Origin of the sequence: Pannonibacter sp., from assembly GCF_051860505.1 — a bacterium.
Classification (GTDB): domain Bacteria; phylum Pseudomonadota; class Alphaproteobacteria; order Rhizobiales; family Stappiaceae; genus Pannonibacter.
Genome location: NZ_JBHYDX010000001.1, coordinates 63,449 through 82,824 on the forward strand (window position 1 = coordinate 63,449; position 19,376 = coordinate 82,824).

The following is a 19,376-nucleotide window of genomic DNA, read 5'->3' on the forward strand; positions in this document are numbered from 1 at the left end:
TGTCTGGGAGGACACCCATGAAGAAGATGTTGCTGGCTGCTGCTGCGGCCACGGTGATGCTTGCCACTCCGGCGCTGGCGGACGACTGCCAGCCGGGTGAAGTGGTCATCAAGTTCAGCCACGTGGTGGCCGCCGCCGGTCATCCCAAGGGCGAGGCCGCTGAAGTTCTGGCCAAGCGGATCAACGAGGAGATGAACGGCAAGGCCTGCATGCAGGTGTTCCCGAACTCCCAGCTGTTCGACGACGACAAGGTGATGGAGGCCCTGCTGCTTGGTGACGTGCAGCTCGCAGCGCCGTCGCTGGCGAAGTTCGAGGCCTACACACTGAAGTACCGCCTGTTCGACCTGCCGTTCCTGTTCAAGGATTCTGCTTCGGTGGACCGGTTCTTTGTCAGTGATGCCGGCAAGGGCCTGCTGACCTCCATGACCGATGTCGGGTTTCTCGGCCTTGGCTACTGGAACGCCGGCCTGAAGCAGTTCTCCGCCAAGAAGCCGTTGCAGTTGCCCTCCGATGCAAATGGTCTCAAGTTCCGCATCCAGACCTCGGATGTGGCCGAAGCCATGATCTCGGCCATGGGCGGCAATGCCCAAAAGCTAGCGTTCAAGGAAGTTTATGGCGCGTTGCAGACCGGTGTTGTCGATGGGCAGGAGAACACCTGGTCCAACATCTACACCCAGAAGTTCTTCGAAGTGCAGGACGGCATCACCGAGACCAACCACCAGCTCCTGGCCTATCTGCTGGTTACTTCGGATGAGTGGCTGAACAGCCTGCAGCCGGACGTCAAGGAACAGTTCCTGAAGATCGTCGATGAAGTCACGGTCGAAGCCAACGCCAGTGTTGCCCGGATCGAGTCCGAGAACCGCGAGCGCATCAAGGCGGCCGGGACCGTTTTGCGTGAACTGACACCGGAGCAGCGCCAGGCCTGGGTCGAGGCGATGAAGCCGGTGTGGACCAAGTTCGAAGGCGATATCGGTGCTGATCTGATCAACGCCGCCGTTTCCGCCAACAGCGGCAGCTAAGCACACAAGTCGACAGTCTCGCGCACCGGAGGGGTTTGCCCCTCCGGTCACCCGGTGGCATCGCGCCGCCGGGGCGGGGATGTTTTATCCTGGGGGCACGTCCATGCAACGTTTCGATTCCCTGGTTACCCGCTTCGAGGAGGGGGTGATCGCCTTTCTCATGGCGGCGATGACCATTGTCACCTTCACACAGGTGGTTGCCCGATATGGCTTCAACTCCGGCTGGACCGGCGCTCTGGAGTTCACCCGCATCCTCTTCGCTTGGCTGATCCTGTTCGGCATGAGCTACGGGGTGAAGATCGGATCGCATCTGGGCGTTGATGCCATTATCCGGCTGTTTCCGAAGCCGGTCTTCCGCACGCTCGCCGTGTTCGGTGCGCTGTGCGGTGCGGCCTATGCGGTGATTCTCCTGTCTGCGGACTGGCTGCAGTTTTTCGGCATCAATGCCCGTGGTGGCGCCATCGACTACTGGTCGAAGATGTACAAGGTCGGCATTGGTCTTGATGACCTGCGCTACCCCGAAATCATCCAGGAGACCTTCGGCACCAAGGAGCGCGTGCAGCGCTGGATTGCCTATCTGATCCTGCCGATTGGTCTTGCCCTGCTTGCCTTCCGCTGTTTCCAGGCAGCCTGGCAGATCATCACGGGCCAACGCGAGATCATGATCGCTTCGCATGAAGCCGAAGAACTCGTTGCCGAGAACAAGGACGTCCTGAAGGACTGAGGGTCACCACCATGGAAGCTGCCATTCTCTTTATCATGGTGCTCGGGCTCCTGTTTCTCGGAGTGCCGATTGCCATTTCGCTGGGCCTGTCCAGCGTGCTCACCATCGCGCTGTTCTCGAACGACTCCGTGTCGTCGGTTGCCCTGCAGCTGTTCACGGCCTCGCAGAACTACACGTTGCTGGCCATTCCGTTCTTCATTCTCGCGTCTGGCTTCATGTCGACGGGCGGTGTGGCGCGGCGCATCATCCGCTTTGCCATTGCCTGCGTCGGCCATATGCGCGGCGGCATGGCCATTGCGGCCGTGTTTTCCTGCATGCTGTTTGCCGCCCTGTCCGGCTCGTCGCCGGCGACCGTGGTTGCCATCGGCACGATTGCCATCGCCGGCATGCGCGAGGTTGGCTACACGAAGGAGTTCGCCGCCGGCGTCATTGCCAATGCCGGCACACTCGGAATTCTCATTCCGCCGTCGATCGTCATGGTCGTCTACGCGGCCGCAACGGATGTCTCGGTCGGGCGCATGTTCCTGGCCGGCGTCATTCCGGGCCTGGTTGCAGGCCTCATGCTGATGGCCGCGATCTACGTCAATGCCCGGATCAAGGGCATGCCGAAGCAGACCTTTGCCGGTGTGAAGGAAATTCTGTCGGCAGGTGGTGAGGCCGGCTTCGGACTGCTGCTCATCGGCATCATCCTGGGCGGCATCTACGGCGGCGTCTTCACGCCGACGGAAGCTGCCGCTGTCGCCGCCGTCTATGCGTTTTTCATCGCGGTTTTCATCTACCGCGACATGGGGCCGCTCAAGGGCGTGCCCATGCGCAAGGACGGAGAGTCGATCGGAACTGCCATCGTGCGCAACCTGTGGCTCACGATAGCAAACTTCGTGCCTGGTTTCTTCCACGCCGAGACACGCAAGGTGCTGGTTGACGCCGGTCGGACGACGATCATGCTGATGTTCATCATCGTCAACGCCCTGCTCTTCGCGCATGTGCTGACATCCGAGCGTATCCCGCAGATCCTGACCGATGTGATGGTGGATGCCGGGTTCAACTGGTTCACCTTCCTGATTGCCGTCAACATCATCCTGCTGATCGGCGGTCAGTTCATGGAGCCGTCAGGCTTGCTGCTGATCGTGGCTCCGGTGGTGTTCCCGATTGGCATGGCGCTCGGTGTCGATCCGATTCACCTGGGCATCATGATGGTCGTGAACATGGAAATCGGCATGATCACGCCGCCGATCGGCCTCAATCTGTTCGTCACGTCCGGCATAACGGGGATGAGCCTGATCCAGGTGGTGCGGGCGTCCATGCCCTTCGTGGCGATCCTGTTCCTGTTCCTGATCCTGGTGACCTATGTCCCGGCCCTGTCGACCTGGCTGCCTTACACGCTGATGGGCCCGGAACTGATCCTGAACAAGTAGGCACCCGCACCAGACACGAAACAGGCCGGCTCGCGAGAGCCGGCCTGAGCTTGATGACAAACCTCGACCTCACCGAAGTCATCCCGGCCAAGCGAAGCGCCGAGCCGGGACCGGAGAGCCGCGACCTCTATCTTTCAATGAGTTACCCTAGGAGAGACCTTGGCCCTCCGGTCCCGGGTCTCCGCTCCGCTGCGCCCGGGATGACGATAGAGGGTTTATCAGCAGTCTGAGGCCGGCCCCTGTGAGCCGGCCTTTGTTTTACGGGACATGCTCACGCTGCCGGCATGGGGCCGACATAGCGGGAGCCGGGGCGGATCAAACGGCCGGTCGCCCGCTGTTCGGCGACATGGGCGCACCAGCCGGCAACACGACCCGTGGCGAAAAGCGGCGTGAACAGACCGCGGTCGATGCCTGCCGCTTCCAGCAGCACGGCCGTGTAGAACTCGACGTTGGTGTTGAGCGGCCGGTCCGGCTTGTGCCGGGCCAGGGCTGCCACCGCCTCCCGTTCCACCCCCTCGGCCAGCGCCAGGCGGCCGTCGGCGGCTTCAAGCGTCGCCAGTCCCGCTTTCAGCACATCCGCGCGCGGATCCCGCTGCCGGTAGATCCGATGGCCGAAGCCCATCAGCCTTTCACCTCTTGCAAGGGCGTCGGTGATCCAGGGTTCCGCCCGCTCAGGGGTGCCGATGGCATCGAGCATATCGAGCACCGGGCCCGGCGCGCCGCCATGCAGCGGGCCTTTCAGCGCCCCCATGGCCCCCAGCACCGCCGATCCCATGTCCGCACCCGTCGAGGCGATCACCCTTGCGGTGAAGGTCGAGGCGTTGAAGCCGTGGTCGAGGATGGTGACAAGGTAGCGGTCGATTGCAGCCACCGCGCGTGCGGTCGGTGCCGTGCCTGTCAGCATGGTCAGCAGGTCTTCCGCGCTTGCGGCCGTCGGGCTTGGGGCAATCGGGGCTTCGCCTCTCCCGATCCGCGCGGCGGCAGCCAGCAGCACGGGCAGGGCGCCGGTGATTGCGAAGGCATCTTCTGCGGCCTCTTCGCGGCACAGGGCAGCGAGCCCCAGTCGCATCCGCTCGTAGATGCCGAGCCCGGGTCCGGCTGCCCGCATCACCGGGACGGCGGAGGCAAAGGCCTGCAGGCGGGCGGCGGCGAGGGCGTCGGCGAGGGCGTCGGCAAGGGGCCGGGTCTGCGGCATTGGCAGCAGCCCTTGCCAGAAAAACTCCAAGGCTGCCTCGAAAGTCAGATGACCGGCAAGGTCCTCGATGTGCCTCCCCCGCAGGATCAAACGGCCATTGGCGCCGTCGACTTCGCTCAGGATCGTGTCGGCGGCAACAATGCCCTCGAGGCCTGGGGCAAGGATGGCACGCGTGGCGGTGCTGGGAGGGAAACTGACGGTCATGGGACGCTCCTGTGTCTGGCAATCCGGCCAAGCTTCGCGTCCCGGCGTTGATATCGTCAATATTGATAGATACAATCAATGTGTGACAACTCCGCTCTATCTTTCCGCGCGTGAGGCTGCGGCCGAACTCGGCGTGCAGCCCGCCACGCTCTATGCCTATGTCAGCCGTGGCCTGATCCGGTCTGTTCCCGGTCCCGGCAAGCAGAAGCGGTATGATGCCTCCGACATCCGGGGACTTGCGGCGCAGCGCGACCGGCCTGAGCCGGTTGCGACAACGTCTCTGACCGGCGGCGCTGTCCTTGAGACGCGCCTGACGCTGATCGCCGAAGATGGACCGTGGTACCGGGGCCATTCAGCGCTGGATCTGGCGGAGAGTTTCACGCTCGAGGCCGTCGCCGGGCTGCTGTGGGCGTGCGACAGCGATCCCTTTGCCACACCGCCGCCGCCCGCCTTGCCGGTTCCACCCGACGGCTGCGCACCGCTGGAGCGATTGATGCTGGCGCTTGCGGCGTATCCCTTGATTGATCCCGCCGCCTACACCCGGGCTCCGGCGTTGCTGCCGGTCAAGGGCGCCGCTCTGCTCAGGATCGGTGTCGCCGCACTCGCGGGGCTGCCGGTTCCGTCTGCGGAACCGCTGCATCGTCAGCTGGCGCTAGCCTTTGGTGTAGCGACCGAGGCCGGCGCAGATCTGGTCCGGGCGGCGCTGATCCTGTCGGCGGATCATGAGCTCAACACCAGCGCGTTTGCCGTGCGCTGTGCCGCGTCCACCCGCGCGCCGCTGCATGCGGCGCTGCTGTCGGGCGTTGGGGCATTCAGTGGCCCGCGTCATGGGGCCGCGTCCGATCGGGTCGCGGCCTGGCTGGCCGAGATCCGCGATCCGGTGGATATTGCCCCGGTGCTGCAGCAGCGGCTTCAACGCGGGGATCCGCTCCCCGGCTTCGGACATATGGTCTACCGTGGCGAGGATCCGCGCGCGACCTGTCTCCTGGCGCGCGCACGTCGGGCCCTGCCGGACAATCCTGTTCTGGAATTGGCGCCTGCCTTGATCGCCCGGGCGGCGGAATTGTTCGGCGCGGCGCCCAACATCGACTTTGCCCTCGCACTTGTCGTACGTGCGCTCGGCCTGCCGCCGGATGCCGCGAAGATCCTGTTCTGTGCCGGTCGAATTGTCGGGTGGATTGGTCATGCGCTGGAGCAGATAGCGGTTCCCGAGCAGATCAGGCCACGCGCGACTTATGTCGGCGAGCGCCCGCGCCGGGGCAAGTGATAGAGGCCGAGGTTACCAGTTAACCTTGTTTCTCATGACAATCTTAAACAAGTTCACCGACCCTTGGGGCTGGTTTCCAGCGCCCATGAAAGGGGTCCGCCGTGCGTTTGCGGCCTGTTGTCATCTCGGGCTTCCTGCTTTCGGCCCTGCTTCTGCTCAGCGGCTGCGGCTCGCTGTCCGGCGTGACGGGGCTTGGCTGGATGACGTCGTCGTCCGACAAGATCACCTATAACGACACCGAATGGTGCGTGCCGCGCAGCCTGAAGAAGGTGCTCAACCGGGTCGCTGATCGCTATGGCCGGGTGACGGTGCACTCGACCAAACGCTGGTGGTTGGAAAACTGGTGGAAGGGCGGCGCCAGCAACTCCTACCACCTCGATTGCAAGGCGGTCGATTTCACCGTGCGCGGCGATCCCGGCGCGATCCTCGCCTTCCTGAAAGCGCAACCGGAAGTGGGCGGTTACAAGCGCTATGCCTTCGGCCACTACCACATCGACACCGGCCCGCGCCGCACCTGGTAGGCGGCAAGCGGCGCCTGCGGCAGCAGGTTCAGGCTATTCAGGCCAGTTCGCCCATTTCGATGGCGAGTTCCCACGAAACCGGGTCGAAGCCGAGCAGCGTCCGGCCCTTGGCAACCACGATTGGCCGCTTGATCACCGAGGGCTGGTCCAGCATCAGGGCCAGCGCGCTGGCGGCATCCTTCACCGCAGCCTGGTCCTCCTCCGGAAACTTGCGCCATGTTGTCCCCTTGCGGTTGACCACCTGGTCCCAGCCGAAGGTTTCGATGAAGCCCTGCAGCGTGGCTGCGTCGGCGCCATCCTTCTTGTAATCATGGAAGGTATAGGCAAGCCCCGCCGCTTCCAGAAAAGCCCGGGCCTTTTTCACCGTGTCGCAGTTCCTGATGCCGTAAACGATCATTCCACCCTCGCGTTTGCCGCCTCTGCTCATGGGCCCTAGATGCGCCAGCCAGCCGGTAAAATCCACCCCTGTTGATGCCGATGGCGACAGCCATCCTGCCGGACGGGCTGGACGGGCTTGCAGGACAGAGGTTGCGGCGGCATACGTAAACATGCGGTGCGGTTCGATCCGCTCCGGCAGGAGGGGATAAGGTCATGGCCCGGCAGGACACGCGCACACCACCTGGGAAGGGGCCGGTTACCCAGCAGCTCCGGCTTTATTCCGGGCTTGTCCTGTTTGTGTTTGCCTCAACGCATTTTCTCAATCATGCCCTTGGCAATATTTCCCTCGAATGGGCGCAACGGGCGCAGGATCTCAGGATTGTGGTCTGGTGGTCATGGCCGGGAACCATCCTTCTTTACGGCGCCTTGCTGCTGCATGTCGGTTTTGCCCTCTACCGGATCGCGATGCGGCGCACGTTCAAGATGCCGGCCTGGGAAGCGCTTCAGATCCTTCTCGGTCTTGCCATTCCGTATCTCCTGATCCGGCATATCGCGATGACCCGCGGGGCCGTGGCCCGCTATCATTCGTTTCTCGATTACCAGCACGAACTTTCGGTGCTCTGGCCCGGATCCGGCCTGACGCAGAGCTTCCTGCTGGTGATCGTCTGGCTGCATGGCTGCTTCGGCCTGCATTTCTGGCTCAGGTTGAAGCCTTGGTATCCGAACTGGCGTGGGACGTTGCTGACGTTTGCCGTGGCGGTTCCGATCCTGGCACTGACGGGCTGGATCAACGCGGCACGCCGCCTGGTGCTGGAAGGCCAGTTTCAGCTCAAGGTCACGGCCGAACAGACGGCCGAGTTGCAGGTGCTGGCCGATGCCGGGCGCATCGCGTTCTTTTCGCTGCTGCTGCTGGCCATTGCTGTCTCGCTGCTGCGCCAGTTCGGCACTCTCGGCAAGCGGCCGATCACGGTGCATTATCTGGGCGAGAAATCCGTCCGCGCGCGGCCCGGCCCGACACTCCTTGAAATCAGCCGCATGAAGGGTGTGCCGCACATGTCGGTTTGCGGCGGCCGGGCGCGCTGTTCCACTTGCCGCACCCTCATCGTTTCCGGTGGGGGCGATCTGCCGCAACCTGGCCTGACGGAACAGCAGGTGCTGCAGCGGATCCATGCCGGTAAGAACGTCCGTCTTGCCTGCCAGGTGCGGCCCGCCACCGATCTGGTTGTCCGGCCGTTGCTGAATGGTGGCGCTGCCTTCCCGCGGGAAGGCCTGCAGGATCGCTACCGCTGGGGCACGGAGCAGCCGGTCGTGGTCATGTTCGTCGACTTGCGCGGCTTCACCGCCCTCAGCGAGGGGCGGTTGCCTTTCGATGTCGTGTTCATCCTCAACCGGTATGTCGACAGCGTCGTACGGGTCATCCGCAAGCATGACGGCATGATCGACAAGGTCATGGGGGATGGAATCATGGCGCTCTTCGGTGTTGAAAGCGGCATGGCGGCCGGGTCGCGCTCTGCGCTGGCTGCCATTGTCGACCTCGCCGAGGAACTGAAGCGGGTCAACAGGGATCTGGCGGCACAACTGTCCGCACCCTTGCGCATCGCCGTTGGCCTGCACGGCGGCTCCGCTATTCTCGGGCGCATTGGCCTGGATGGACGCAATGGCGTTGCCTCGGGCCTGACGGCGCTGGGCGACGTGGTCAATGTCGCCAGCCGGCTCGAAGGCGTTGCCAAGGAGCAGAATGCGCTGGCGGCGATTTCGCTGGATGTCCTCAAGGCATCAGGAGCGGGGCTTGATCCGTTCATGCCCTTGCTGCAGGTGCCGATCCGGGGCCGTCTGGCTCCGCTCGACGTGGCTTGTCCGGCCAGCACCGCCCCTATTCTGGCGGCCCTCGAGCGCGCCGCCGCTGCCTGACCCTTGGCCCAGCAAGGTCGGATCTGCGCAGGTGCCGCTGGATGCAGTATTGCGAATATATCAAGAAACACAAAAATTTAGCTCTGGACGGCGAGACTCCCCCTCTGCAAATATAAAACAATGTGCCGGTCTATCCGGCAAAGGTTTTACCGAAGGCGGACGATCTGCGGACGGTTCGGATCTTGGGCAAGGGGATGCGAAAGATGAAACTGCAACAGGTTCTGCTGGCGGCAGGTCTGGCCGCAGGGGTATGGGGCGTGGGACTTCTTGAAGCCGGGCGAGCCGAGACATTGAAGTTCTCCTATCAGGGGTCACTGAACCAACTGGACCCCTACAGTCTCAATGAGAGCTTCACGCTCGCGACGCTCGCCAATGTTTATGAGGGGCTGGTCCGCCGCAATGCCCAGCTCCAGCTGGAGCCGGCCCTGGCCGAGCGTTGGGAAATTCTGTCCCCGACCCATTGGCGCTTCCATCTGCGCAAGGGCGTCAAGTTCCACAATGGCAGTGACTTCAATGCCGATGATGTCCTGTTTTCGGTCGAGCGCGTTCGCTCTGCCGGCTCCGACCTCACCAAGCGCATTGATGCCAGTGCGACGGTCGAGGCCGTCGATCCTTATACGGTGGATTTCCGGCTCGACACCGCCAATCCGATCCTCCACGCCGAGTGGGAAACCTGGTTCATCATGGACAAGGAGTGGACCGAGGCCAATGACGCCGTGAAGGTCACGTCCGCGTCCGACACCAGCGCCAATCATGCCGCGCTCCATGCCAATGGCACAGGGCCCTTCCGCATCACCAGCCACGAGCCAGGCGTCAGGACCGTGTTCGAGCCCAACGCTGACTGGTGGGACGTCCCCTTGCACAATCTCACGAGGGTCGAATTCACGCCCATCGCATCTGATGCGACGCGGGTTGCGGCGCTTCTGTCCGGGGAACTGGACCTGATCTATCCGGTGCCGGTCCAGGACATCAAGCGTGTCGAGGACAACGCCGGGACGCGGGCCCTGATCGGCCCGGAACTGCGCACGATGTATCTGGGTATGGATCAGCGGCGGCCGGAATTGCTGTTCTCCAGCGTCAAGGGAAAGAATCCCTTCCAGGACGTTCGCGTGCGCAAGGCGCTGTATCAGGCCATCGACATCGAGGCGATCCGGACCAAGATCATGCGTGGCATGTCGACGCCGACCGCGCTTCTGATTTCGCCCTATCTGTTCAGCCGCGCCGGCGAAATCGAGCGCTGGCCCCATGATCCGGCGGCAGCAAAGGCCCTGCTGGCAGAGGCTGGCTATCCGGATGGCTTCGAACTGGTGATGGACTGCCCCAATGATCGCTATGTCAATGACGAGGCGATCTGTCAGGCCGTCGCGCAGATGCTCACCAAGGTCGGCGTCAAGACCAGCGTGAATGCCCAGCCGAAGGCGAAGTATTTCGCCCGGATCCTGCCGTCAGGCGGCTTCGAGACCTCGTTCTTCCTGCTCGGCTGGACGCCGGGCTCGCTCGACAGCTGGAATGTCCTCGAAAACCTCACCACCTGCCGGGACGATGCCGGCAAGGGCGGGGCGTTCAACATTGGCGGCTACTGCAATCCGAAGTCGGACGCGTTGGTCAAGGCGATCATGGCAGAGATTGATCCGGCCCGGCGTGACGCCCTGATCCTGGAGGCCTTTCAGCTGCATCATGCGGACGTGTCGCATATTCCGCTGCATCAGCCGGGTCTTGCCTGGGGTGTCTCCAATCGGATTGCCCTTGCCCAGCGGGCTGATGACACACTGATGTTCCGCTCCGTGACCAAGAACTGAACCAGGGCGGCCGGCGGTCTCATCGGCTGCAGCGCTCCCAGCCAGGGAAACGGCAGGACATGATCGGTTTCGCCTTCAGACGGTTCATGCAGGCGGTTGCGGTGTTGCTGGTCGTGGCACTCATCGCCTTCTCCCTGTTCCAGCACGTGGGTGACCCGGTCAACCAGATGGTCGGAGTCGAGACCTCGACCGAGCAACGCGAGGCCCTGCGCGAGCAACTGGGCCTTAACGACCCGATGCCGCTGCAGTTTGTCCGGTTCCTCGGCAATGCCGCGCGGTTCGATTTCGGCACGTCCTACCAGTTTCGCCAGCCGGTCGCCGATCTCTTTGCCAAGCGCATTCCGGCGACGCTGGAACTGGCCTTCACATCAGCGCTGCTTGCCCTGGTGGTGGGTGTTCCCATGGGTGTCTACGCGGGTCTCCGGCGAGAGACGGTTCTGGCGCGGCTGTTCCTGTCGCTGTCGCTGGTCGGTATTTCGCTGCCGACTTTCTTCCTCGGCATGCTGCTGATCTACATCTTTGCGGTCAGCCTGCAATGGCTGCCCAGCTTCGGGCGCGGCGATGTGGTGGATCTTGGCGGATGGTGGACGACCGGGTTTCTCACCGTGTCGGGGCTGAAGGCCCTCGTCTTGCCGGCCATCACGCTGGCGCTCTACCAGATGACATTGATCATGCGGTTGGTCCGGGCCGAGATACTTGAGGTGGTGCGGGCCGACTTCATCCGCTTTGCCCGCGCGCGCGGCCTGCCGGACCGCCTCGTGTACTTCCGTCACGCGCTCAAGAACACGCTCGTTCCTGTTGTCACCATCACCGGGCTGCAACTGGGCTCGATCATCGCCTTCGCCACCATTACCGAAACAGTATTCCAGTGGCCGGGCATGGGGCTGCTGTTTTTGCAGGCGGTGCAGAATGTCGATATCCCGGTCATGGCCGCCTATCTGATGCTGACTGGGCTGTTGTTCGTCACGATCAATTTCATCGTCGACATCCTGTATTTCCTGATCGATCCGCGCCTGCGGGCCAGCGCATGAGGAGGGGGCGATGAACATGCCCGCGGCGCGCGCCTGGCTGACACGGCTTCTTGAGAGCGATCTGTGCTATGATTTTCGCCGCTCCCCCGTTGCCATCGCAGCGGCCGTGCTTGTGTTTCTGTTCGTGCTCGGGGCTTTGCTGGCCCCTCTGATCGCGCCGCAGGATCCCTTCGACCTTGCCGAAATCAGCATCCTCGATTCCCGCCTGCCGCCGATCTGGATGGAGGGTGGTGACCCGCGCTTTCTTCTGGGCACCGATGATCAGGGCCGCGATATTCTCTCGGCCATCCTCTACGGTCTGCGCATCTCCCTCGGCGTCGGCATTACGGCGGTGCTGGCGGCCGCCTGTATCGGCATCAGCCTTGGACTGGTTGCCGGCTATCTCGGTGATCGGATCGACGCGGTTCTGATGCGCATCGCCGATGTGCAGCTGACCTTCCCGGCCATCCTGATCGCCCTGCTCATCGATGGCGCCGCCAACGGCCTGTTCGGGCGGCTGGACCGGGAGGTCTTCGCCTTCTGGATCCTCGTGTCCGCCCTCGCGCTCTCCTTCTGGGTGCAATATGCCCGGACCGTGCGCGGTGCCACCATGGTGGAGCGGAACAAGGACTATGTTCTGTCCGCCCGCATCATGGGCCTGCCCGCGCATCTGATCCTGATGCGCCATATCCTGCCGAATGTACTGGGTCCGGTTCTGGTCATCGCAACGATCAATCTGGCCGTTGCCATTGTCACCGAAGCGACCTTGTCATTCCTGGGGGTCGGCATGCCGCCCACCCAGCCCTCGCTCGGCACGCTGATCGCCTCCGGCAATGACTTTCTGTATGGCGGCGAATGGTGGATCGCCCTTTTCCCTGGGGCGGCGCTGGCGATGCTGGTTCTGGCGGTCAATCTCCTGGGCGACTTCCTGCGCGACGCGCTCAATCCGAAACTGAGGTAGCGCAACCGCCTCACTGCGCGGGCCACCCGCGAGCCCCTCAAGCAGGTCAGTTGGGCAGGGGGGAAATCAAGTCTTCACTGCTCCGGCCAATCCCTATACGCGGCATTTGCTTGCCATGACGCCGTCAATGGCACTGCTCGCCTCACCTGAAGATCCGGTCGAACGCAAGGTATAAGTTGGAAAAAAGAAAAGGGGAGAGACGCCCCCGTCTCTCCCCTCGCTTACGACGCCCGGTGTAATGATCTAAACATCTGCCTGACCCCTTAATACATCGGGTCAACTTAAATTCCGCAAAGTCAGAATACCGCATTGCAGCATGTTTGGAAGGGGTGCGCTGCACAAATTGGCGGCAAAACAGCGGCTTCCGCGCCAAAATGTCGTGCAGTGCGGAAGGGGCTTGACCTTCCAGTGACTGGAAGCCCTATCTGGGGCCAATCAGGAAAGGCTGAACTGCTTCGCCGGTTCGCCTCCGCCCCCACCAGATGCCTCTCGTCAGCTAGGATCCCGACCATGGCTCCGCACCGCGCCGCGACCGCCCCGACCGTAACGCTCGACATCACCGGCATGACCTGCGGCGGCTGCGCCGCGCGTCTCCAGCGCACGCTGGCGTCAGCCGAAGGCGTCAGCGATGCCAATGTGAACTTCGCGCTCGAGCGCGCCACCGTGACCCTGCGCCGAAAGATGTCACCTGCGCCCTTCATTGCGTTGGTCGAACAGGCCGGCTTCCAGGCGCGCCTGCACGATGAGCCGGGCGTCAACGCAAGGCAGGAGCGTGATAAGGCGGAAGCCGGTCAGCGGGCTGACGAGCGGCGCACCGGTCTGCTGCTGGTGATGGCCGTTCTGCTCACCCTGCCGCTTGTCGTGCCCATGGTGCTGATGCCCTTTGGCATTCACTGGATGCCGTCACCGATGACACAGCTGCTGCTGGCGACGCCGGTGCAGATCTTCGTCGGCGCGCGGTTCTATCGCGGCGCGGTGAAGGCCCTGGCGTCGGGCGGGGCGAACATGGACGTGCTGGTTGCCCTCGGCACCTCCGCCGCCTTTGGCTACAGCCTTTACCGGGTGTTCGTTCCCGGTGGGGCAGGGCATCTCTATTTCGAGGCATCGGCCGTCATCCTGACGCTGGTTCTCCTTGGTAAGCTGCTGGAGGCCCGCGCCAAGCGGTCGACGTCCGCCGCTGTCCGCGCGCTGGCTGCCCTCCGGCCCGACACCGCCAACCGGATGGTCGGGGACGACGTTGAAACGGTTCCGCTCAGCGAAATCCGACTGGGCGACCGCGTTCTCGTTCGTCCGGGCGAGCGGGTGCCGGTGGATGGCACGATCCTCAGCGGCACCAGCGAGCTGGACGAAGCGCTGATCACCGGGGAAAGCCTGCCGGTCACCCGCCAGAGCGGTGACTGGGTCACCGCCGGTACCGTTAATGGCTCCGGTGCCTTGCAGGTCGATGTCGGCGCGCTTGGCGAGGACACGACGCTCGCCCGCATCATTCGCCTTGTCGAAGGGGCGCAGGCCTCGCGCGCACCGGTGCAGAAGCTGGTCGATCAGGTCTCCGCCATCTTCGTCCCGGTCGTGCTGGTCCTCGCCGCCCTGACCTTCGCCGCCTGGTGGTTCCTCGCCGCAGACTTTGATGCGGCCCTGTCCACGGCGGTTGCCGTGCTGGTCATCGCTTGCCCCTGTGCGCTCGGCCTTGCCACGCCGACGGCGCTTGTCGCAGGCACCGGCGCTGCTGCCCGGGCCGGCATTCTCATCCGCGACATCGAGGCCCTGGAAGTGGCGCACCGGCTAAAGGTCGTCGCCTTCGACAAGACCGGAACGCTGACGGAAGGCCGCCCTGTCGTCACGGATGTGGTTGCCTTCGACAAGGACACCGACCGGCTCCTGTCGGTTGCCGCCTCGGCCCAGCTTGCCAGTGAACATCCGCTCGCCCATGCCATGGTCAATGCGGCCCGGGCGCGCAACCTGCCGCTGGCCGCGCCGAAGGAATTCGAGGCCGTACCGGGGCAGGGGCTTGTTGCTGTCATTGGCGGCCATGCGCTCGCCATCGGCAACGAGGCGCTGATGGACCAGCTGAAGATCGACCGCTTCACGGCAGACTCCCTGCGCCGCAATTTCGAGGCCGATGGCAAGACCAGCGTCATCGTCGCGCTGGATGGCCGCGCCGTTGGTGTCATCGCCATGGCCGACGAGATCCGCCCGACAGCGCGCGGGGCACTCGAAGCATTGAAAACCCAGGGCATCCGCACCGCCATGGTCACCGGCGACACGGAAGCGGTCGCCCGGTCTGTTGCCTCGCGCATCGGGCTGGACGACGTGCGCGCCAGCGTGCGTCCGGAGGGCAAGGCGGAGGCGATTGCCAGCCTGCGCCAGTCCGCTGGCGGTGCCGTTGCCATGGTCGGCGACGGGCTCAACGATGCCCCGGCGCTGGCGGCGGCCGACATCGGCATTGCCATGGGGTCCGGCGCGGATGTTGCCATGGAGGCCGCAGGCATCACGTTGATGCGGTCTGATCCGCTGATGGTGGCCGAAGCCATTGCCGTGTCGCGGGCGACCTTCGCCAAGATCCGGCAGAACCTGTTCTGGGCCTTCGCCTACAACGTCATCGGCATTCCTCTGGCGGCTATGGGGCTTCTGTCGCCCGCGCTGGCCGGGGCTGCCATGGCGCTCAGCTCTGTCTCCGTGGTGACCAACGCCAGCCTGCTGCGCCGCTGGAAGCCGGGCAAGCGCTGACGGAGCCGGGACGCCGTGCCCGCTCCCTCAGCGCATGAGATTTCATTTGTATGATGAATGACTGTTTCTGTATGATCTATTCAGATCAACAGGATCAGACGCCTCGTGCTGCCCAGTTCCCGCCCCGCCGCTGCCGAGATCGATGACGATCAGACGCCGACCCGCCGTCCGCGCGTGCGCAAGATGGTCACGCGCGCGCTGGCCGCTGACATCTGCGGCGGCGCATTTCCCCCCGGTGCCACGCTGCCAACCGAGAATGACCTGTGCCTGCGCTACGGCGTCAGCCGCACGGTGATCCGCGAGGCGCTCAAGACCCTGGAATCCAAGGGAATTGTCGTGACCCGCTCGCGCGTCGGCACACAGGTCTGCGCCCGGGAAAGCTGGAACATTCTGGATGCCGAGGTACTGGACTGGATCGGCGCGCAGATCCTCGATTTCGGCCTTCTGACCAATGTCCTCGAAGCCCGCCGGGCCATCGAGCCCGCAGCCGCCGATCTCGCAGCGCAGCGGGCAACGCTGCAGGACATTGCCGATGTCGAGCATGCCTTTGCTGCGATGCGTGACTCCGGCGGTGACCTCGAGCGCTTCACCGAAGCCGATGTTGCCTTCCATGTTGCCCTCCTGAAGGCGAGCCGCAACCAGGTGTTCCTGCAACTGGCCGGCATCATCGAGACCGCCATGCGCCTGTCGCTGCATGCCTCCAACGCGGTGGCGGATCTTCCCGGTGAAGCCATCGAGGCCCATGGCGCCTTGGTCGAAGCCCTGCGCCTGCGCGACAGCACGGCCGCCCGCAGGGCCTCCGGCCATATCCTCGATCTCGGCGAGCGCGACATCGCCATCGCCCTGCAACGCGGGACGGCGCGGCCGTCCCTGACCTGATCATCCGACACGACCGCCCGGCCTGACGCCTCGGGCAAATTCTGAGGGAGAGACTGAAATGACCGAGAGCAAGCGCCGCCCCCTGCGCTCCAGCCTGGTTCGACAATCCGTCCGATCCGGGCATGACCGCGCTCTACATCGAGCGCTACCTCAATTTCGGCATCACCCGCGAGGAGCTGCAATCCGGCAAGCCGATCATCGGCATCGCCCAAACCGGCTCGGATCTCTCCCCATGCAACCGGCATCATCTGGAACTGGCCAAGCGCGTGCGCGAGGGCATCGTCGCGGCCGGTGGCATCTGCTTCGAATTTCCGGTGCATCCGATCCAGGAGACCGGCAAGCGGCCCACCGCCACGCTTGACCGTAACCTTGCCTATCTCGGCCTCGTCGAGCTGCTCTACGGCTATCCGATCGACGGCGTCGTGCTGACTATCGGCTGTGACAAGACCACCCCGGCCTGCCTGATGGCAGCGGCAACCGTCAACATCCCGGCCATTGCCCTGTCCGTCGGTCCGATGCTTAATGGCTGGCACAAGGGCGAGCGCACCGGCTCCGGCACCATCGTCTGGAAGGCGCGCCAGCAGCTCGCTGCCGGCGAGATCGACTACAATGGCTTTATGGATCTGGTCGCCTCCTCCGCGCCCTCGGTCGGCTATTGCAACACCATGGGCACGGCCACGACGATGAACTCGCTCGCCGAGGCGCTCGGCATGCAGCTGCCCGGCTCGGCCGCCATTCCCGCGCCCTACCGGGAGCGCGGCCAGATTGCCTACGAGACCGGCCGGCGCATCGTCGACATGGTCTGGGAGGACCTGAAGCCCTCCGACATCATGACCCGCAAGGCCTTCGAGAACGCCATCGTCGTCAACTCGGCCATCGGCGGCTCCACCAACGCCCCGATCCACCTCAACGCCATCGCCGCGCACCTCGGCGTGGCACTGACCAATGATGACTGGCAGGCCGTGGGTCTCGATGTGCCGCTGCTCGTCAACCTGCAGCCGGCCGGCGCCTATCTCGGCGAGGACTATCACCACGCAGGCGGCGTGCCGGCCGTCGTTGCCGAGCTGATGCGCAACGGCAAGCTGCCACATCCCGATGCCGTTACCGTCAACGGCAAGTCCATCGGCGACAACTGCGGCCACGTCACGACCGATCTGCCGGATGTCATCCGCAGCTTCGACAATCCGATGAAGGAGAAAGCGGGCTTCATCAATCTCTCGGGCAATCTCTTCGACAGCGCCATCATGAAGACGAGCGTGATCTCGAAGGAATTCCGCGACCGCTATCTCTCCAACCCGGACGATCCGGAGGCTTTCGAGGGCCGCGCCATCGTGTTCGAGGGTCCGGAGGACTACCACCACCGCATCGACGATCCGGCGCTCGAGATCGACGAGCACTGCATGCTCTTCATCCGGGGCACGGGCCCGATCGGCTATCCGGGCGGGGCGGAAGTGGTGAACATGCAGCCGCCGGCGGCCCTCATCAAACGCGGCATCACGGCGCTGCCCTGCATTGGCGATGGCCGCCAGTCCGGCACGTCCGGGTCCCCGTCGATCCTCAACGCCGCGCCAGAGGCTGCCGCCATGGGCGGTCTGGCCTTGATCCAGACCGGCGACCGGGTGCGCATCGATCTGGGCCGGGGCACGGCCAACATGCTGGTGTCCGATGAGGAACTGGCCCGCCGCAAGGCCGATCTGGTGGCCAAGGGGGGCTTCCCCTATGCGCCCAGCCAGACGCCCTGGCAGGAAATCCAGCGCGGCATGGTCGAGCAGTTCGACAAGGGCATGGTGCTGAAGCCGGCCGTTGCCTACCAGGACGTCGCCCACAGCAAGGGACTGCCGCGCAACAACCATTGATGTCTTTTTCCCCGGCGCGCCCACATGTGGCGCGCCGGGGCATGGCACCGGTTGGTAATCCCGTTCTTACACTTCCCCGCTAAACTGTCGCCAACAGGCAAAGCGCGCTTGACGATTACGTAAAGGGTATGCTTGGGTCCGTGCAAACCGGCGAGAGGCGCCGGGCATTCGGGAGATGAGACATGACGCTGGAACAACTGACGGAAGCGGTGCGTGGCAAGGTCGCCGGTGGCGGCATTGACGAGAGCGTGAAGTTCGACCTTGGCGACGCCGGTGTGATCGTCATGCAGGGCACGACCGTCACCAATGACGATTCAGATGCTGATTGCACCATCACCATTTCCGCCGACAACCTGGCCGAGCTTCTGGCCGGCGACCTGAACCCGACGATGGCGTTCATGTCCGGCAAGATCAAGGTCGCCGGCGCCATGGGCGTCGCCATGAAGCTCAGCAGCGTCCTCTGAGACGTCTGGTCTTGGTGCCTTGAAACAAAAAAAAGCCGGCGCATGCGCCGGCTTTTTTCTTGAGTGCTGGCCTATCCCTCAGCGGTCATCCCCGCCTCGTGCGGGGATGACGTCCGGGTTTAGGTCTTTGCCGCTGAAGAGCCACCGCGAGGCTGCCAAATACAAAAAAAGCCGGCGCATGCGCCGGCTTTTCCATGTTCACAAACGCCCGCTCAGCAGAGCCAGCAGTTTTCCGGCATCTTCGGGGCTTCCACCGGGCCACCGGCGGAGATCCAGCCGTTCATGCCGGCGGTGACATGGCCGAGGTTGCTGAAGCCGATGTTGTCGACCAGATACTTGGCCAGCACCGAGCTGCGGTTGCCAGAGCGGCAGATCAGGATCAGTTCCTTCGACGGATCATCGACCAGCTTCTGCAGTTCCGGGCCGAAGTTCGGGTTCACCTGACCGGCCGGGTCGAAGAAGGTGACCAGGTTGACGCCGGCGATGACGCCGGTTTCGGTCCATTCCTGCGGCGTGCGGATGTCGATCACGGTGGCGCCTGCGGCCATCCGTTCCTTCAGCTTGTCGTTGGTGAGTTCGGAAAAGCTCTTGCTCTTCACGCTCAGCAGCTCGACTTCGAACTTCAGCGTGGCATTCGGCGGAATGACGCCGCCCGCGCCGCGCTCGCCATAGGCCAGCTCCGGCGGAATGATCAGCTCGCGCTTGCCGCCGACCTTCATGCCGACCACGCCCTGTTCCCAGCCTGCGATCACCCGGCGCTCGCCCAGGGTGAAGCTGAAGGGCTGGCCCCGGTCGAGGCTGGAATCGAACTTGGTGCCGTCCATCAGCCATCCCGTGTAATGCACGCTCACGGTCATGCCGACATCGGCCTCCTCGCCGGTGCCTATGATCAGGTCCTTCATCTGCAACTCCTCTGCTGCGGCGGGAAACGCCAGGACAATCGTCAGCACGGCCGCTGCAATTCGCTTGAACATCGATGCGCCTCTTCACGTCGCAGGCCGGATCCGGCCTAGGGTCCTTGCTCTGTTCCGACTTGGGGGCAGGAG

15 protein-coding genes and 1 pseudogene are annotated in these 19,376 nt (G+C 63.9%); 13 read left to right on the top strand and 3 right to left on the bottom strand.

Going from position 1 to position 19,376, the window contains the following annotated elements:
* Nucleotides 1–17 precede the first annotated feature (17 nt).
* The 3 genes from ACTIFE_RS00275 to ACTIFE_RS00285 all read left to right on the top strand — a co-directional run bounded on the left by ACTIFE_RS00275 (nt 18) and on the right by ACTIFE_RS00285 (nt 3,158).
* Entirely contained in the window at nt 18–1,019 is a 1,002-nt protein-coding gene (locus ACTIFE_RS00275) for a DctP family TRAP transporter solute-binding subunit (RefSeq protein WP_439527163.1), read from the top strand.
* 103 nt (nt 1,020–1,122) lie between these two features.
* On the top strand, nt 1,123–1,743 hold the full coding sequence (locus tag ACTIFE_RS00280; RefSeq protein WP_439527164.1) for a TRAP transporter small permease: 621 nt from the start codon (nt 1,123–1,125) through the stop codon (nt 1,741–1,743).
* An 11-nt stretch (nt 1,744–1,754) separates the two neighbouring features.
* A complete protein-coding gene (locus ACTIFE_RS00285; protein WP_439527165.1) occupies nt 1,755–3,158 on the top strand; it encodes a TRAP transporter large permease in 1,404 nt (467 codons plus the stop codon).
* Nucleotides 3,159–3,429: 271 nt separating this feature from the next.
* On the opposite strand, the gene ACTIFE_RS00290 is transcribed toward ACTIFE_RS00285, so the two are convergent.
* The gene (locus ACTIFE_RS00290) at nt 3,430–4,557 is read right to left on the bottom strand and encodes a citrate synthase (protein WP_439527166.1); all 1,128 of its coding nucleotides are present in this window, start codon (nt 4,555–4,557) and stop codon (nt 3,430–3,432) included.
* An 82-nt stretch (nt 4,558–4,639) separates the two neighbouring features.
* Here ACTIFE_RS00290 and ACTIFE_RS00295 point away from each other — a divergent pair, with 82 nt between their 5' ends.
* On the top strand, nt 4,640–5,824 hold the full coding sequence (locus ACTIFE_RS00295) for a citrate/2-methylcitrate synthase (RefSeq protein WP_439527167.1): 1,185 nt from the start codon (nt 4,640–4,642) through the stop codon (nt 5,822–5,824).
* 101 nt (nt 5,825–5,925) lie between these two features.
* Nucleotides 5,926–6,345, top strand: coding sequence for a YcbK family protein (locus ACTIFE_RS00300; protein WP_439527168.1), 420 nt, complete (start codon nt 5,926–5,928; stop codon nt 6,343–6,345).
* Nucleotides 6,346–6,382: 37 nt separating this feature from the next.
* Here the strand turns inward: ACTIFE_RS00300 and ACTIFE_RS00305 are convergent, their stop codons facing one another.
* Entirely contained in the window at nt 6,383–6,742 is a 360-nt protein-coding gene (locus ACTIFE_RS00305) for an ArsC family reductase (RefSeq protein WP_439527169.1), read from the bottom strand.
* 194 nt (nt 6,743–6,936) lie between these two features.
* On the opposite strand from ACTIFE_RS00305, the gene ACTIFE_RS00310 reads away from it, so the two are divergent.
* The 8 genes and pseudogenes from ACTIFE_RS00310 (at nt 6,937) to ACTIFE_RS00345 (ending at nt 18,330) form a co-directional block, all read left to right on the top strand.
* Nucleotides 6,937–8,634 carry an adenylate/guanylate cyclase domain-containing protein gene (locus ACTIFE_RS00310; RefSeq protein ID WP_439527170.1) on the top strand — a complete coding sequence of 566 codons (1,698 nt, stop codon included), beginning with the start codon at nt 6,937–6,939 and terminating at the stop codon, nt 8,632–8,634.
* Between the two features lie 203 nt (nt 8,635–8,837).
* Nucleotides 8,838–10,433 carry an ABC transporter substrate-binding protein gene (locus ACTIFE_RS00315; RefSeq protein ID WP_439527171.1) on the top strand — a complete coding sequence of 532 codons (1,596 nt, stop codon included), beginning with the start codon at nt 8,838–8,840 and terminating at the stop codon, nt 10,431–10,433.
* 59 nt (nt 10,434–10,492) lie between these two features.
* Nucleotides 10,493–11,464 carry an ABC transporter permease gene (locus tag ACTIFE_RS00320; protein ID WP_439527172.1) on the top strand — a complete coding sequence of 324 codons (972 nt, stop codon included), beginning with the start codon at nt 10,493–10,495 and terminating at the stop codon, nt 11,462–11,464.
* Between the two features lie 10 nt (nt 11,465–11,474).
* Entirely contained in the window at nt 11,475–12,404 is a 930-nt protein-coding gene (locus ACTIFE_RS00325; RefSeq protein ID WP_439527173.1) for an ABC transporter permease, read from the top strand.
* A gap of 510 nt (nt 12,405–12,914) precedes the next feature.
* Entirely contained in the window at nt 12,915–15,131 is a 2,217-nt protein-coding gene (locus tag ACTIFE_RS00330; RefSeq protein WP_439527174.1) for a heavy metal translocating P-type ATPase, read from the top strand.
* A gap of 183 nt (nt 15,132–15,314) precedes the next feature.
* Nucleotides 15,315–16,010 carry a FadR/GntR family transcriptional regulator gene (locus ACTIFE_RS00335; RefSeq protein ID WP_439527364.1) on the top strand — a complete coding sequence of 232 codons (696 nt, stop codon included), beginning with the start codon at nt 15,315–15,317 and terminating at the stop codon, nt 16,008–16,010.
* Nucleotides 16,011–16,105: 95 nt separating this feature from the next.
* Nucleotides 16,106–17,866, top strand: a pseudogene (locus ACTIFE_RS00340) (IlvD/Edd family dehydratase); the annotation flags it as partial.
* A 182-nt stretch (nt 17,867–18,048) separates the two neighbouring features.
* Nucleotides 18,049–18,330: an SCP2 sterol-binding domain-containing protein gene (locus ACTIFE_RS00345; RefSeq protein ID WP_439527175.1), complete on the top strand. Its 282-nt coding sequence runs from the start codon at nt 18,049–18,051 to the stop codon at nt 18,328–18,330.
* Nucleotides 18,331–18,542: 212 nt separating this feature from the next.
* Here the strand turns inward: ACTIFE_RS00345 and ACTIFE_RS00350 are convergent, their stop codons facing one another.
* Nucleotides 18,543–19,304 carry an FKBP-type peptidyl-prolyl cis-trans isomerase gene (locus ACTIFE_RS00350; RefSeq protein ID WP_439527176.1) on the bottom strand — a complete coding sequence of 254 codons (762 nt, stop codon included), beginning with the start codon at nt 19,302–19,304 and terminating at the stop codon, nt 18,543–18,545.
* Nucleotides 19,305–19,376 lie beyond the last annotated feature (72 nt).

Excerpts from the sequence above, each read along its gene's own strand:
- ACTIFE_RS00285 (WP_439527165.1), top strand. The coding sequence starts at position 1,755 with ATGGAAGCTGCCATTCTCTTTATCATGGTGCTCGGGCTCCTGTTTCTC.
- ACTIFE_RS00330 (WP_439527174.1), top strand. The coding sequence starts at position 12,915 with ATGGCTCCGCACCGCGCCGCGACCGCCCCGACCGTAACGCTCGACATC.
- ACTIFE_RS00315 (WP_439527171.1), top strand. The coding sequence starts at position 8,838 with ATGAAACTGCAACAGGTTCTGCTGGCGGCAGGTCTGGCCGCAGGGGTA.
- ACTIFE_RS00275 (WP_439527163.1), top strand. The coding sequence starts at position 18 with ATGAAGAAGATGTTGCTGGCTGCTGCTGCGGCCACGGTGATGCTTGCC.
- ACTIFE_RS00345 (WP_439527175.1), top strand. The coding sequence starts at position 18,049 with ATGACGCTGGAACAACTGACGGAAGCGGTGCGTGGCAAGGTCGCCGGT.
- ACTIFE_RS00280 (WP_439527164.1), top strand. The coding sequence starts at position 1,123 with ATGCAACGTTTCGATTCCCTGGTTACCCGCTTCGAGGAGGGGGTGATC.
- ACTIFE_RS00310 (WP_439527170.1), top strand. The coding sequence starts at position 6,937 with ATGGCCCGGCAGGACACGCGCACACCACCTGGGAAGGGGCCGGTTACC.
- ACTIFE_RS00335 (WP_439527364.1), top strand. The coding sequence starts at position 15,315 with ATGGTCACGCGCGCGCTGGCCGCTGACATCTGCGGCGGCGCATTTCCC.
- ACTIFE_RS00325 (WP_439527173.1), top strand. The coding sequence starts at position 11,475 with ATGAACATGCCCGCGGCGCGCGCCTGGCTGACACGGCTTCTTGAGAGC.
- ACTIFE_RS00290 (WP_439527166.1), bottom strand. The coding sequence starts at position 4,557 with ATGACCGTCAGTTTCCCTCCCAGCACCGCCACGCGTGCCATCCTTGCC.
- ACTIFE_RS00305 (WP_439527169.1), bottom strand. The coding sequence starts at position 6,742 with ATGATCGTTTACGGCATCAGGAACTGCGACACGGTGAAAAAGGCCCGG.
- ACTIFE_RS00320 (WP_439527172.1), top strand. The coding sequence starts at position 10,493 with ATGATCGGTTTCGCCTTCAGACGGTTCATGCAGGCGGTTGCGGTGTTG.
- ACTIFE_RS00350 (WP_439527176.1), bottom strand. The coding sequence starts at position 19,304 with ATGTTCAAGCGAATTGCAGCGGCCGTGCTGACGATTGTCCTGGCGTTT.